Here is a 14,938-nt window from a genome sequence, read left to right as displayed (position 1 = left end):
TACCGGGATGTGACTCATGGTCAATTGGGTTGTCTCTCTCGCCGGGCCCCGACGGATCAGCCTGGAGCCCTGCCCCGTGGACCCACTCGGTCCGGGCGAGGTCCGCGTCCGCACCCGCTACTCCGGCATCTCCGCCGGCACCGAGCTCACCCTCTACCGCGGCAGCAACCCCCGGCTGAGCAAGGACTGGGACGACATCTCCCGGATGTTCGTGCCTCGCCAGACCCCCGTGCCCTATCCGCTGGTCGGCTTCGGCTACGAGGAGGTCGGCGAGATAGTCGAGGTGGCGCCCGAGGTGACCGACCGGCACCCGGGGCAGACCGTCTGGGGCATCTGGGGGCACCGGGCCGAGGCGGTGGTGGCCGCCGACGCCGTCCAGCCCCTGGCACCCGGTCTCGATCCGCTCGCCGCCGTCTTCGCCCGACCCGGCGCCATCGCCCTCACCGCGGTGCTCGCCGGCGACCTGCACCTCGGGGACTGGATCGGGGTCTTCGGGCAGGGTGTGATCGGGCTGCTCGCCACCCGCCTCGCGGTGCTCTCCGGGGCGCGCGTCGTGGCCGTGGACCGGGTCGCCACCCGGCTCGTGCACGCCGGTCGCTACGGTGCCCGGGCGACCGTCGACGCGGGCGTCGAATCGGCCGCGGACGTGCTGCGCGGCGCCACCGGTGGCCGGGGCGCCGACGTCTGCCTCGAGTTGTCCGGGGCGTACCCGGCGCTGCACGAGGCGATACGGGCCACCACCCACGCCGGCCGCGTCGTGGCCGCCGGCTTCTACCAGGGGCAGGCCGCCGGCCTCGGCCTCGGCGAGGAGTTCCACCACAACCGGATCCAGTTGGTGGCGGCCCAGGTCTCCGGGCCGACACCGGCGCCCGGCATGGCCGGCCGGTGGACCGGGGCCCGGGTCGCCCAGACCTTCATGGAACTGGTGGCCGAGGGGAACGTGGACCCGCTGCCGCTGGTGAGTCACGTCGTCGACGCAGGCGCGGTGGCCGATGCGCTGGCGTTGCTCGACCGCGGTGACGGTGACGTTCTCCAAGTGGTGCTGAGGTTCGCATGACCATCCACATCGCCTGCCAGGAGCAGCTCCTGCCGGGCACCGACCTGATCCAGAAGTACGCGTTGGCCACCTCGCTCGGCTACGACGGGATCGAGCTGCGTGGGCGTGGCGACCTGGCGTTCGCCCGCCGGCTGCCCGAACTTCGCCGGGCCCGCGCCGCCGGCGTGGTGATGCCCACCGTCTGCGTCGAGATGGACCACTTCATCGGCGACTTCGACCCGGCACGTTCCGCCGACGCCGTGCGGAACCTGCGCTCCCAGCTCTCGGTGATCGCCGAGCTGGGTGGGACCGGCGTCATGACCCCCGCGGCGTGGGGGATGTTCTCCCGGCGGCTCCCGCCGTTCGAACCGCCCCGGCCGCCGGCCGGCGACCGGCAGGTGCTGGTGGACGCCCTCGGCGCCCTCGGTGAGCACGCCCGCGCCGAAGGGGTCACCCTCTTCCTGGAGCCGCTCAACCGGTACGAGGACCACATGGTCAACCGGCTCGACGAGGCGGTCGCGCTCTGCGCCGCGGTCGGGTTGCCCTCGGTACGGGTGGTCGCCGACACCTTCCACATGAACATCGAGGAGGACGACGTGCACCGGGCGTTGCGCTCCGCCGCGCCGTACCTCGGGCACGTCCAGGTCAGCGACTCCAACCGGTACCAGCCGGGCGCGGGTCATCTCGACTGGCCGGCGCTGGTGCGTACCCTGCTCGAGATCGGCTACCGGGGATGGCTGGCCCTGGAGTGCCGGCTCCGCGGCGACCCGGTGCGGGCGTTGCAGCAGGCCGCCACGGTGCTGCGGCACGCCGAACCCCGGCAGGCGGCGGCGTGAGCACCGGCGGCCTGTCCGACGATTCGCTCGACGAGGTGGCCGGCGACCTGGCCCGAGCGGTTGGCGGGCCGACTGACGGTGGTGCCGTCGTCGGGCCAGCTGACGGTGGTGCCGTCGATGGGCCGGGTGGCGACGCCGAACGGCTGCGCCGGCTCGCCGTGGCCACCCTCGAGGCCAACTGGGAGCACGACCACACGGTGCCGTCCCGCACCCTCTACCCCCACCAGTGGAGCTGGGACTCGGCGTTCATGGCGATCGGGTGGGCCCACCTCCGCCCGGAGTACGCCTGGCGGGAGCTGGAGAGCCTGTTCCGGGCCCAGTGGGCCGACGGGCGGGTGCCACACATCGTGTTCAATCCCCGGCTGCCGGTCGGGGCGTACTTTCCCGGGCCCGAGTTCTGGGCGTCGGCGCGGGCCGAGGCGGCGCCGACCGCCGCCACCTCCGGCCTGGTCCAGCCGCCGGTGCACGCGCTCGCGGCCTGGCTCGCGTACCGCCGGGCCGCCTCGGACCCGGCTCGCGCGGCGCTGCGCCGGCTCTATCCCCGGCTGGTGGCCCAGCAGCGCTACCTGGCCACCTGGCGGGACGTGGGCGGGGCGGGGCTGGCCTGTGTGGTGCACCCGTGGGAGTCCGGGCTGGACAACAGCCCCGCCTGGGACGCCCCGATGGCGGCGGTCGCGGCCGACGCGGCGGTGATGCGGGCGTACCGCCGGCACGACACCGCCCACGCTCCGGCCGCGCACCGGCCCACGGACCTGGACTACGCGCGGTACGTGACGATCGTCGCCTCGTACCGGGACGGCGGCTACCGGGACGCGGAGCTGGCCCGTCGGCATCCGTTTCTGGTCGAGTGCCCGCTGTTCAACGCGGCGGCGGGGGCTGCCGAGCACGCGCTGGCCGCGATCGCGCCGCTGGTCGACGCCGACCCGGGGCCGCACCGGGAACGCGCGGCCCGGATCACCGAGGCGCTGGTACACCGGCTGTACGACCCGGCCACCGGGACGTTCCAACCTCGGGACCTGCGGACCGGACGACTGATACCGGCGCGGACGGTGCTGGGACTCGCGCCGCTGATCCTGCCGGACCTGCCGGCCCCGCATGTCGCGGCGGTCGTCGCCGAGGCGTGTTCGGCCCGGTTCGGGGTGGCGCGGCGGATGTCGCGGCCGCTGCCCAGCTACGACCGGACCGCGCCGGACTTCGAGCCGCTGCGCTACTGGCGCGGTCCGAGCTGGATGAACATCAACTGGCTGGTCCGCCGTGGCCTGCTCGGGCACGGGCGGGCCGACCTGGCCGCCGGACTGGGGCGGTCCATGGCCGAGCTGGTGGCGACCGCCGGCTGCCACGAGTACTTCCACCCGGACACCGGGGCGGGGCTCGGCTCGCCCGCTTTCGGCTGGACCGCCGCGCTCCTGCTCGACCTGCTCGCCGACGAACGCGCGCCAGCTCCCGCGAGCTGAACGGCAGGCCCCGTGTCGGTGCGCGCCGGCCGGTGCACCGGGTGGGCGCGGGCCCCCAGCGCACGCGCCCACCCGGTGGCTCCCGTCGCGGGCCGACGGCCCGGACGACGACCGGTGTACGCGATGGAGCATCGACCAGATGACCGCCGTCGACCGTCGAACTGCCGCGGCGGACTTGCGTCGTGTCGTACTTCCGCCACCCCGGCAGCCGCCGGGAGCCGGCGCGGGCGGGTGTCTACGATGTGCGCCGAGGTGGAGGGGGTGTCATGACTGAGATCGACAAGGTTGCGTGGATCCTGCTGACGGACGGACGGATCCTCAGCACCCGCTCCCAGGGCCGGGATGTCTGGTACCTGCCCGGCGGTAAGCGGGAGCCGGGCGAGAGCGACCGGGACACTCTGCGCCGCGAGATCGCCGAGGAGCTCAGCGTCGAGGTGGACGTGGAGAGCGCGGTGCACGTCGGGACGTTCACCGCGCAGGCGCACGGTCACGCGCCGGGCATCGAGGTGCGGATGACCTGCTACGCCGCCGGCTATCGAGGTGCCTTGCGTCCATCCGGCGAGATCGCCGAGTCGGCCTGGCTCGGGTACGCCGACCGGGATCGGGTCTCCCCGGTCGATCAGATCATCTTCGATCACCTGCACGCCGCGGATCTGCTGCACTGATCCGGCTCTGGTTTGCCGGTTCCGGACCGGGGTAAGCGCCGGGCCGGTGACGAAGGAGGCGCGGCGTGCGGTTTCCCCGCTTCATCGACGCGGTGTCCCGGCGGTCCGGGCTGCCGCCGGAGCAGGCCGCCACGATCGCCCGCGCGGTGCTGCAGACGATGGCGGAGCGGGTCACCGGGCGCCCGGCGGACGATCTGGCGGGGCGGCTCCCGGACGAGTTGGACGGCTATCTCTCCGGACCGGCCGCGGACGCGGGACCGACGCCGGCCGGCCCCGGTGAGTTCCTGCGCCGGGTGGGGGAGCGGGCCGGCGTGGACGAGGTGACCGCCCAGGTGGGTACCGGCGCGGTGTTCGCCACCCTCCGGGAGGCGGTCACGGTCGCCGAGTTCCGGGAGATGGTGGCGCGGCTGCCGATGAGCGCCGACGGTGCGGTCGAGCCGCTTCCTCCGTCGTACGATGGTTGAGCACGGACCACCCGCGCGTTCCTGTCCAAGGTCCGACATCCGGCGAAGTTCCGGAAATTTGTCGGTGATACAGCGCACCGGCCGGAAGATTAACCGCTTGTCGCTCTCTATGCCCCAATTACTCTGGGTGCTGGACGGATGATCGGTCTGTTTCCCCCGCCCCTCGTCTGAGGCCCCGATCGGCTCTTCGGTCGGACTCTCATCGATGAACTCTTCTCCCAGGCATCGAGACTTATGCTGCTGTCAATGTGAAGTCCTGGGGGGGATCATGATCACGGCTGTCCATTGCCGCGCGTCTGTCCATAGTGGACACGACTCCACGTCCTGAGATGACGAACGAGACGCTGATCCATCGCTTCGGCGATGTCGCGGCCGCCTGTCCCGAACATGCCGCCGTCCTCACCGAGGCCCGGCAGCTCAGCTACGCCGAGCTGGCCGGCCTCGCCGGCGGGTACGCCGAGGCGCTGGTCGCGGGCGGGGCCCGGGCGGGCGACCGGGTGGGGCTGCTGACCGCGCACGGGCCCCGAACCATCGCCGCCGTCCTCGGCACGCTCGCCGCCGGCTGCGCGTACGTGCCCCTCGACCCGGGCTACCCGCACCACCGGTTGCGGCACATGCTCGCCGCCGCCGGAGTGACCACCATCCTCTGTGCCGCCGAGCACGAGGAACTCGCCGCGACGCTCGCCGCCGGTCGGCCGGGCACGCGCGTCCTCGTCGTGGCCGACCCGCGCCCCGCCCCGCTGCGCCCGCAACCGGTCGACTCCGACGCGCTGGCCTACGTGCTGTTCACCTCGGGCTCGACCGGCGTGCCCAAGGCGGTCGGGCAGACCCACCGCAACCTGCTGCACGCGGCGCGCAACCAGATCGACACCCTCCAGATCGGACCGGCCGACCGGCTCAGCCTGCTCGCCTCGTTCAGCTTCGACGCGGCCATTCCCGACCTCTACCCGGCGCTGCTCACCGGCGCTGCGGTCGTCCCCGTCGACCTGCGCCGGCACGGGCTGGCGTACGCCGTCGAGCAGCTCGCCCGCCACGGCGTCACCATCTACCACTCGACGCCCACGGTCTACCGCTTCCTGCTGGACGTGCCCGGCGTCGAACGGCTCGACCGGGTGCGGGTGGTGCTGCTCGGCGGGGAACAAGCCAGCCACGCCGACGCCGCCCGTGGACAGGGCCGGTTCGCCCCCGGATGTGTGCTGGTCAACGGCTACGGCGCCACCGAGATGACCTTCGCGGCCCGGTACGCGCTGCCGCTGGCGCAGGCCGACCCGGCCGCCACCGGGGCGTTGCCGATCGGTACCGCGCTGCCCGGCTACCAACTGCGGCTGGCCGAGAACGGTGAGATCGTCGTGCGTAGCGCCCACCTCGCCCCCGGCTACCTCGACCAGCACAGCGACCGGTTCCGCACCGACCCCGACGGCGTGCCGACGTATCGGACGGGCGACCTGGGCGAGTGGCTGCCCACCGGAGAGCTGCGCTGCCTCGGCCGGCTGGACCGGCAGGTCAAGGTACGCGGCTTCCGGATCGAACTGACCGAGATCGAGGCGCTGCTCGCCGCCGAACCGGGCGTCGCAGGCGTCCGGGCCGTCGCCCGCGACGGCGAGTTGCTGGCGTACGTCCGCCCGGCCGCCGGGCTGCTCGATCCGGCCGCGCTGCGTGTCGCGCTCGCCCGCCAGTTGCCCGAGTACGCGTTGCCCCGTGCCGTGGTGCCGGTCGACGAGTTCCCACTCACCGTCACCGGCAAGGTCGACGAGCGGGCGCTGCCGGACCCGGAGCACACCGTGCCGACCGGACCGGGGCCGGCCACGCCGACCGAGCGGGCCGTGCACGACATCTGGCGCGCGGTGCTCGGCCACGACGCGGTCGGGCGCACCGACAACTTCTTCGACGTCGGCGGCCAGTCCCTGCTCCTCGGTCAGGTGCAGCAGCGCCTCGCCGAGCGGTTCGGGGTGCGGCTACCCATGCTGCGCCTCTTCGCGCACCCCACCGTGGCCGCACAGGCCCGGCTGCTCGACGAACCGCAGCCCGCCGATCGGACGTCGGCTCCCGTTCCGACCGCGCAGCCAGCCGATGCGGCGTCGGTCCCGGTGCCGGCCGCGCGGCCCGCCGATCGGGCGCCGGCTCCCGTGCTGGTCACCCCGCCCGCGCCGTCGGTGGCCGCCCGCGAGTACACCGGCGACGAGATCGCCGTGGTGGGTCTCGCCGGTCGCTTCCCCGGCGCTCCGGACGTGGCCACCTTCTGGTGGAACCTCTGCGCCGGAGTGGACTCGATCCACGACCACAGCGACGCGGAACTGGCCGAACTCGGCATCGGGTCGACGTTGCGCGCCGACCCCCGGCACGTGCGGGCCGCCGGCCGGCTCGACGGCGTCGCCGACTTCGACGCGGAGTTCTTCTCCTTCGGCGCGCAGGAGGCGGCCCGCACCGACCCGCAGCACCGGCTCTTCCTCGAAACCGCCTGGGAGGCGCTGGAGGACGCCGGGCACGACCCGACCCGCTTCCCCGGACTGGTCGGCGTCTACTCGGCCACCTCCGCCAACCGCTACTTCCTGTTCCACCTCATGGACAACCCGGCGGTCGTCGGAGACGTGGACCCGGACGACTGGGAGGCCCGGCTGATCGGGCGGCAGTTCACCGACCACCTGCCCGGGCAGGTCGCGTACCGGCTGGGGCTGACCGGGCCGGCGGTGGCCGTGCAGAGCGCCTGCTCCAGTTCGCTGGTCGCGGTCTGCCTCGCCGCGCAGAGCCTGGCCGACTACCAGTGCGACCTCGCGCTCGCCGGCGGCGTCAACGTCACCTGGCCCCGCTACCGGCACACCCCTGGCGGGCTCGCCTCCCCCGACGGTCGGTGCCGCGCCTTCGACGAGGCGGCCAACGGGTCCGGGTTCGGCTCGGGCGTCGGCGTGGTCGCGCTGCGCCGGCTCGCCGACGCGCAGGCCGACGGAGACCGGATCTACGCGATCCTGCCCGGCTGGGCGGTCACCAACGACGGCCCGGACCGTGCCGGATACGCCGTACCCGGACCGGCCGGGCAGGCCGCCGCGGTGGCGAACGCGCTCGCCGCCGCCGAGGTGGCACCCGGCAAGGTCCACCTCATCGAGACGCACGGCAGCGGCACCCCGCTCGGCGACGCCATCGAGGTGGCCGCGCTGAACGAGGTGTACGCAGGAGGGCCGGCCGAGAGCTGCGCGCTCGGTTCGGTGAAGACGAACATCGGGCACCTGGACGCCGGCGCCGGGATAGCCGGCCTGATCAAGGCGGTGCTCGCCGTCCAGCACGGCACCATCCCGCCGAACCTGCACTACACGCGCCCGCACCCGGAGATCGACCTGGCCGGCGGTCCCTTCTACGTGCCCACCAAGGTGCGGGACTGGCCGGAGGCGCCGCGCCGGGTCGCCGGCGTCAGCTCGTTCGGGCTGGGCGGCACCAACGCCCACGTCGTGGTCGAGCAACCGCCGCCGGTCGAACCGGTCGGCGGGCAGCCGTCCCCGATGGCGCACCTGCTGCCGGTCTCCGCGCGTACGCCGGCCGCGCTGCGGGACGCACTGACCCGGCTGCGGCGGCACCTCACCGGCGCCGCCCCGGCCCTGGCCGAGGTCGCCGCCACGCTCGCGCTCGGCCGGCGGGCGTTCCGGTGCCGGGCCGCGATGGTGGTCACCGACCTGGCGGGCGCGGTCGCCGCCTTGGACGAGCTGCTGGAGACCGGCGCCCGGGTCGCGGGCGAGCCCGGAGCGCTGCGTGAGCTGGCCGGCACCTGGGTGGCGGGGCAGGACGTGGACTGGGCGGCGCTGCATCCCGAGGGCCGTGTCCGCCGCACCGGCCTGCCCACCTACGCCTTCCAGCGGAAGCGGTACTGGATCGATCCCCCTCGGAAGGGCACCCGGTGAACTGGTTCGTCTCCGCCGGCGGCCGTGGCGGGGCCCCGGTGCAGCTCTTCTGCCTGCCCTACGCCGGTGCCGGGGCCAGCGCCTTCCGGCGCTGGCAGGCCGGCCTCGGCCCGGGTGTGGAAGTGCTGCCGGTGCAGCTGCCGGGCCGGGAGAACCGGATCACCGAGGACCCCCGGTTCCAGGTGGGGGACGTCGCCCGGGCCATCGCCGAGCGGGCCACCGGCCCGTACGCCGTGTACGGCCACTCGATGGGCGGCCGGCTCGGCTTCGAGGTGGTCCGCGAGTTGAGCCGCGACGGGCGACCGCTCCCGATCCGGCTCTACGTCGGTGGGGCGCGCGCCCCGCACGTCACCGCGCCCAGCCTCTTCGACGGTCTCTCCGGAGTGGACGACGACGAGCTGCTGCGTCGCCTCGGTCAGGGCGGCGGCCTGCCCGCCGAGGTTCTCGAGCACCCCGAACTGGTGGAGCTGCTGCTGCCGCTGCTGCGGGCCGACTTCGGCCGGGTGGACAGCTACCGCTACGAACCCGGTGATCCGCTGCCGGTGCCGATCGTGGCGTACACCGGCCGGCACGACCGGGCGGTGACGCGCGAGCACAGCGAAGCCTGGGGCCGGCACAGCGCGGCCGGCTTCACCCTGCACGAGATCGCCGGCGGGCACTTCTTCCTGCACGACGCGCTGGACGAGCTGCTCGCCGCGATCCGCGCCGACCTCGACGCCGCCCTCACGAGCAGCGCCGCCGGGCGCGGGCCGGCCGCCCGGTCCGCCGCGCCGCCCGGTGCACACCGGGTGCCGCTGGGCGACACCGGCTGGTCGGTCTGGCGCGACGCCGTCCTGCGTACCACCGGCTTTCCGGCCGACGGGCTCACCGCGTTCTCCGCACCGCAGGCCGCGGCCGCCGCCGACGAGCTGCTGGCGACCGGGTCGGGAGTCGAGCACTTCGACAAGGAGTTCGCCGAGGCGGTGGCGGTCGGCGTCGAGCGGCTGAGCGAGCTGGCCGACCACCGGCTGCTGAGGGAGGCGATCACCTGGCAGAACCGCAACATGCTGGCAGCCCTCGACGCGTTGCGACGAGACGGTGCGGACGCGCCCCGCAACGCACGCCGACGGGAGCGGGAACGGGTACTGCTCAGGTACTGGCAGCGTTACTGCGGCAAGAACGAGACGATCGGTTTCTTCGGGCCGAGCTGCTGGGTGACGGTCGACCCGACCCGGCCGGCGGCCGTCGAGGTGCGCCCCGGACCCGCCCTCACCCGCCGTCGTCGGGTGTGGTTCGAATCGTGGGCGCTGGCCGCGTACGCCGACCGGATCGGGCGGGAACTCACCGTGCGCGCCTGGTGGCCGCCGTGCCTCGCTCCGCACCTGCACCTGGTCGACCGTGCCGTACATCGTCCCGGTCGACCACCCGTGCCGCTCACCCCGGTCGAGGCGGCGCTGCTCGCCGCCGCCGACGGCCGGCGCAGCGCCCGGGAGTTGGTCGCGGACCCGGCGGTCGGGCTTCGCCGCCCCGAGGACGGGTACGCGCTGCTCGACCGGCTCGTCGAGCGGGAGCTGATCACGTGGGACGCGGCACTGCCGGTGCGCCCCGCCGCCGAGGACGTGTTGCGGAAACGGATCGAGTCGATCGGCGACGCCCCGGCGCGGGAAGCGGCCCGAGCCGGCTTCGACGAGCTGTGTGCCGCCCGGGACGAGGTCGCCGCCGCGGCCGGCGACCCGGACCGTCTGCGCGGCGCGCTGGACGCGCTCGATGCGACGTTCACCGCGCTGACCGGTATGCCGCCCCGACGGCGCTCCGGTCAGATGTACGCCGGGCGGACACTCTGCTACGAGGACACCAGCCGAGACCTCGACGTGGTGTTCGGCGCGCCGTTCCTGCACGGGATCGCGGCGCCGCTGGACGTGCTGCTGCGGGCCGCTCGCTGGCTGGCCGGGGCGCTGGAGCAGGCGTACGTGGCGGCGTCCCGCGAGCTCTACGAGGAGCTGCGGGCCGAGGCCGGCGGCGGGCAGGTGGCCCTGTCCGACCTGTGGTTCCTGATGCAGGGGCTCTTCTGGGGCGACGGGGAACGGCCGGTGGACACGGTGGCCGCCGAATTCGCCGCTCGCTGGGCGGGACTGTTCGGGCTCGCCGACCTGCCAGCGGGGACGACCCATGTTCGGCTGCGGGTGGCCGACCTCGTCGACCGGGTCGCCGAGGTGTTTCCGGCCGGTCGTCCGGGGTGGAGCGGTGCCCGGGTGCACAGCCCGGATCTGCAGATCTGCGCGACCGACGCGGAATCACTCGCCGGCGGTGAGTACACCGTGGTCCTCGGCGAGATGCACACCGCCTGGCCGTCCTTCGACTGCGAGGCGCTGGCCCTGTCCCATCCCGACGGGGCGCGGCTGCGCTCGGCGTTCGCCGAGGACCTCGGCGAACGGCGGATCCGGTTGCTCCTGCCCGCCGACTGGCCGCGCCACACCGGCCGGGTCGCCGAGGCGCTGACCGGTCCGACCGACCGGCAGTTGGCGTTCGTATCCGCTCCCGGCGCCGATCCCGGGCGGGTGCTGCCGACGGTGGCTCTGACCGTTGGTGAGGCGGCGGGCGGGCTCGTCGCGACGGCCCCGGACGGGCAGCGCTGGCCGCTGATCGAGATCTTCGCCGGGGTGCTCGCCGCGCACGCCGTCGACGGGTTCAAGTTGGTGGCCACCGCGCCGTACACGCCCCGGATCACGCTGGACAGGTTGGTGGTGGCCCGGCAGACCTGGCGGACCACGGTGGGGGAGAGCGGGCTGGCCGCGGCGACCGGAGAGCGGGAGCCCTTCCTGGCCGTCCGTGCCTGGCGTGGCCGGCTCGGGCTGCCCGAACAGGTGTACGTGAAGTTCGCGACCGAACCCAAGCCCTGCTTCGTGGATCTGAGCAGTCCGGCGTTCGCCAGCATGTTGTGCGCCATGGCCCGGGCCGCCGGGGACGAGGCGTCCCTGGCGGTCAGCGAGATGCTGCCGGCCCCGGACGACGCCTGGGTCCCCGACGCCCAGGGACGGCGCTACTTCAGCGAGCTGCGTCTGCAGATCACCGATCCGATGAGTTACCGGGGAGAGAACGGGTGACCGACATCCTGACCATCAGCGCGGCGCAGGGGGAGTCGCTGCCCTGGCCGGACGCGACGCTGGCCGAGTTGATCGTCGCGCAGGCCGCCCGCACCCCCGACGCGGTGGCGGTGCGGCAGTGGGACGACCGGCTCAGCTACCGCGAGCTTTTGGACCGGGCCGGCGGGGTGGCCGCCGCGTTGCGAGCGCGCGGCGTCGGCCGGCAGAACCGGGTCGGTGTCTGCGGCCAGCGGCGGCCGGAGCTGGTCGCGACGGTTCTCGGCGTGCTGCTCGCCGGGGCGTGTTACGTGCCGCTGGAGCCGGGCGGCCCGCGCCGGCGGCTACGGGAGATCGCCGCGGACGCGGGCGTGACCGTGGTGATCGGGGACGCGGCCGAGACCGAGTTCGCCGGCGTCTCGGGTATCGAGGCGCTCGGGCTGCCCGGCCCGGCGCCCCTCGCGCCCTGCCCGGCGCGGCCCGAGGACCTCGCGTACGTGCTGTTCACCTCGGGCTCGACGGGCCGCCCGAAGGGGGTGCTCACCACCCACCGGAACCTGGTCGAGTTCCTGCACGGCGTGGTGTCGTTCAGTGGCGCGGACGCGGGGGTACGCAGCCTCGGTATCGCCTCGCTGGGCTTCGACACGGTCACCATGGACCTGTTCGTTCCGCTGCTGCTCGGCGGCTCGGTTCAGCTGATCGGCGCGGCCGACCGCGCCGACCCGGTCCGGCTCGGTCGCTTCATCGCCGCGCACGAGGTCAACTGGGGCTTCATCACGCCCACCGTGCTGTCCATGCTGGATCCGGCCGAGCTGCCCGACTGGCGGGTGGTGTTCTGCGGCGGTGAGGCGGTGCCGGCCGAGCTGGCCGCCCGATGGGCGCCGGGGCGTACCTTCCTCAACGGCTACGGGCCGACCGAGACCACCGTGCTGGCGCTGAGCTGCCGGTTGACCGCCGACGAGACCGATCCGGTGCCGATCGGCCGACCACTGCCCAACCACCGCGCGTACGTGGTCGACGCCGACCTGCGTCCGGTGCCGCCAGGGGAGACCGGCGAGCTGCTGATCGGCGGGCCCGGCCTGGCCGACGGTTATCTCAACCGGCCGGGGCTGACCGCCGAGCGGTTCGTCCCGGACCCGTTCGCCGAGGTGCCGGGGGCGCGGTTGTACCGCACCGGTGACCTCGTCCGGCAGCTTCCCGACGGCCGGATCGTCTACCTCGGCCGGGCCGACCGGCAGGTCAAGGTCCGTGGCCAGCGGATCGAGCTGGGCGAGGTGGAGGCGGTGCTGGCCGAACTGCCCGGAGTTGACCGGGTGGTGGTCGAGGCGATGCCCGGACCGGCCGGTACGGAACTGGTCGCGTTCGTCACCCCGGTCGACGCGCCCGACGACGAACGGCTGCGTGACTACGCCGGACCCCGGCTGACCGCCGCGATGCTGCCGGCGCGGGTGCTGCGCCTCGACGACCTGCCGGTCAGCCCGATCTCCGGCAAGCTGGACCGGTCGGCACTGCGCGCCCTGGCCGACGCCGCCCGTGCGGCCGGCACGGAACAGGCGCCGGCCGGCGCGGACGAGCCGCTCGACGCGGCGGTACGTCGTATCTGGACCCGCCTGCTCGGCACCGTCCCTACCCCGGAGACGGACTTCCTCGCCGCCGGCGGTAACTCGATCGCGGCGATGCGGCTGGTCGCCGCGCTCCGTGCCGAACTCGGCCGGCACGTCGACACTCGGGACGTCCTCACCGACCGGACGTTCACCGGCCTGGTCGAACGGGTCGCCGCCGCCCCGACAGCGGACGGCGACGGGCTCACCACCGGCAACCCGCCGACCCTGTCTCCACCGCAGCGGAGGCTGTGGTTCGTCGACCAGCTGGCCCCGTCCAGCGCGCCGTACAACATCGCGTTGGCCCATCGGCTGCGCGGCCCGCTCGACGTCACCGCGCTCGGGGCGGCGCTGCGGGCGGTCGTCGAGCGGCACGACGTGCTGCGCTGGCGGATCCCGCAGACCGGCGGTGTGCCGTACGCCGTCCGTGAGGAGCCGACCGACGTGGCCGTGCCGGTGGTCGACCTGACCGGCGACGAGGACCGCGAGCGGAAACTGGCGGGGATGCTCACCGCCGGCGCCGGGCACACGTTCGACCTGGCCACCGGACCGCCGTGGCAGGTGACCGTCTACCGGCTCGGACCGGCCGAGCACGTGTTGGCGATCACCCTGCACCACGCGGTCTTCGACGGTTGGTCCGAGACGGTCCTCTACGACGACCTGGGGGCCGCGTACGAGCAGGCGGTAGCCGGGCGGACTCCGCGGCTGCCCGCGCTGACCGCCGGCTACGCGGACTACGCGGTGTGGCGGGCGGAACGGGACCGGCGTCGGGGCGAGGCCGATCTGTCCTGGTGGACGGCGCATCTGCAGGGCGCGCCGACCGTGCTGGACCTGCCGCGGGACCGCCCGCGCCCGGCCGTGCAGACCTACACCGGGGCCGAGGCCGCCGTGCGGTTGCCCGAGGCGACCGATCGGGCGGTGCGCACCCTGGCCGAACGGCGGGGGACAACGGTCGCCGCGGTGCTGCTGGCCGGCTTCGGCGAGCTGCTCGCCCGGCTCACCGGCGGCGACGACCACGTGCTCGGCGCGATCGTCGCCGACCGGAGGCTGGCCGCCTTCGACGACGTGGTCGGCTTCTTCATCGACACCGTGCCGGTCCGGGTGCGTACCGGCGGGGCGAGCTTCGCCGAGCTGGTCGACCGGTGCGCAACCGAGCTGCACGAGGTGACCAGCCATCCGGCCGCGCCGCTGGAGCGGATCGTCGAGGCGCTCGGCGTCGGCCGGGACACCTCCCGGGCGCCACTGGTGCAGGTGCTGTTCAACGTGCTCAACTTCGCCCCGCCCCGCCTGGCGCTGACCGGCCTCGTCGGCGCGGCGGTCCCCGTGCCGAAGCCCGGCTCACCGTTCGACGTGACCGTGTACGTGGTCGAGGGCGCCGGCCGGATCGGCGTCGAGGTGGTCCACAACCCGGACCTCTTCGACGGCGAGCGGATCGACGCGCTGCTGGCCGACCTGGCGGCACTGGTCGGCGCGCTCGCCGCCGACCCCGACGTGCCGGCCCGCGAGGTCGCCGCCGAGCTGCCCCGCCCGGCCGTCCGGGTGGCCCAGCTCGGCGCCATGACCGTGGCCGCCACCGAACCGCCGCGCGCCGTCCTGCCCGCCGGACCGGACGGGCTCACCGAGACCGAGGAACTGGTCGCCGGCATCTGGCGGGAGGTGCTGGAGCGGGACCGGATCGCCGTCACCGACAACTTCTTCGACATCGGCGGGCACTCGCTCGCGCTCGCCGAGGTGCACGCCCGGCTTGCCGCCGCCACCGGTCGCTCGATCAAGATGCTCGACCTGTTCCGCCACCCCACGATCCGCGCGCTCGCCGCCAGCCTGGACGGCGCCACCGACCGGCCGGAGCTGGCCCGCGCTGCCCTGCGAGCCGCCGCCCGGCGCGGCCGTACCCGTCGAAACCCACCCCGCCGCCCCGGCGGCACCACGCACTGAA

Annotated in this window: 8 protein-coding genes; all 8 read left to right on the top strand. The window is 74.4% G+C overall.

What is annotated here, in order from left to right; translation table 11 throughout:
• Positions 1 to 16 precede the first annotated feature (16 nt).
• The 8 genes from AB0F98_RS29085 to AB0F98_RS29050 all read left to right on the top strand — a co-directional run bounded on the left by AB0F98_RS29085 (position 17) and on the right by AB0F98_RS29050 (position 14,937).
• Positions 17 to 1,057 (top strand): zinc-binding alcohol dehydrogenase, encoded by a 1,041-nt coding sequence (locus AB0F98_RS29085; RefSeq protein WP_357741856.1) that lies wholly within the window; start codon positions 17 to 19, stop codon positions 1,055 to 1,057.
• Positions 1,054 to 1,872 (top strand): sugar phosphate isomerase/epimerase family protein, encoded by an 819-nt coding sequence (locus tag AB0F98_RS29080; protein ID WP_357741853.1) that lies wholly within the window; start codon positions 1,054 to 1,056, stop codon positions 1,870 to 1,872. The genes AB0F98_RS29085 and AB0F98_RS29080 overlap by 4 nt, the downstream gene beginning before the upstream one ends.
• 143 nt (positions 1,873 to 2,015) lie before the next feature.
• The gene (locus AB0F98_RS29075; protein WP_357741929.1) at positions 2,016 to 3,326 is read left to right on the top strand and encodes a hypothetical protein; all 1,311 of its coding nucleotides are present in this window, start codon (positions 2,016 to 2,018) and stop codon (positions 3,324 to 3,326) included.
• Between the two features lie 266 nt (positions 3,327 to 3,592).
• A complete protein-coding gene (locus AB0F98_RS29070; RefSeq protein ID WP_357741850.1) occupies positions 3,593 to 3,991 on the top strand; it encodes an NUDIX domain-containing protein in 399 nt (132 codons plus the stop codon).
• Between the two features lie 65 nt (positions 3,992 to 4,056).
• Positions 4,057 to 4,455 (top strand): DUF2267 domain-containing protein, encoded by a 399-nt coding sequence (locus AB0F98_RS29065; RefSeq protein WP_357741847.1) that lies wholly within the window; start codon positions 4,057 to 4,059, stop codon positions 4,453 to 4,455.
• Positions 4,456 to 4,784: 329 nt separating this feature from the next.
• A complete protein-coding gene (locus AB0F98_RS29060; protein WP_357741844.1) occupies positions 4,785 to 8,342 on the top strand; it encodes an AMP-binding protein in 3,558 nt (1,185 codons plus the stop codon).
• Positions 8,339 to 11,425: a thioesterase domain-containing protein gene (locus AB0F98_RS29055; protein WP_357741841.1), complete on the top strand. Its 3,087-nt coding sequence runs from the start codon at positions 8,339 to 8,341 to the stop codon at positions 11,423 to 11,425. Before AB0F98_RS29060 ends, AB0F98_RS29055 begins: the two co-directional genes overlap by 4 nt.
• On the top strand, positions 11,422 to 14,937 hold the full coding sequence (locus AB0F98_RS29050) for an amino acid adenylation domain-containing protein (RefSeq protein ID WP_357741838.1): 3,516 nt from the start codon (positions 11,422 to 11,424) through the stop codon (positions 14,935 to 14,937). The genes AB0F98_RS29055 and AB0F98_RS29050 overlap by 4 nt, the downstream gene beginning before the upstream one ends.
• The last annotated feature ends 1 nt before the right edge of the window (position 14,938 follow it).

Origin of the sequence: Micromonospora sp. NPDC023737 (genome assembly GCF_040639715.1) — a bacterium.
In the GTDB taxonomy this organism is placed as follows: domain Bacteria; phylum Actinomycetota; class Actinomycetes; order Mycobacteriales; family Micromonosporaceae; genus Micromonospora.
This window is presented reverse-complemented; position numbering and strand designations above follow the sequence as displayed.

Bases quoted from the DNA above. Each gene is read 5' to 3' on its own strand.
- AB0F98_RS29085 (WP_357741856.1), top strand. From the start codon at position 17: ATGGTCAATTGGGTTGTCTCTCTCGCCGGGCCCCGACGGATCAGCCTG.
- AB0F98_RS29080 (WP_357741853.1), top strand. From the start codon at position 1,054: ATGACCATCCACATCGCCTGCCAGGAGCAGCTCCTGCCGGGCACCGAC.
- AB0F98_RS29070 (WP_357741850.1), top strand. From the start codon at position 3,593: ATGACTGAGATCGACAAGGTTGCGTGGATCCTGCTGACGGACGGACGG.
- AB0F98_RS29060 (WP_357741844.1), top strand. From the start codon at position 4,785: ATGACGAACGAGACGCTGATCCATCGCTTCGGCGATGTCGCGGCCGCC.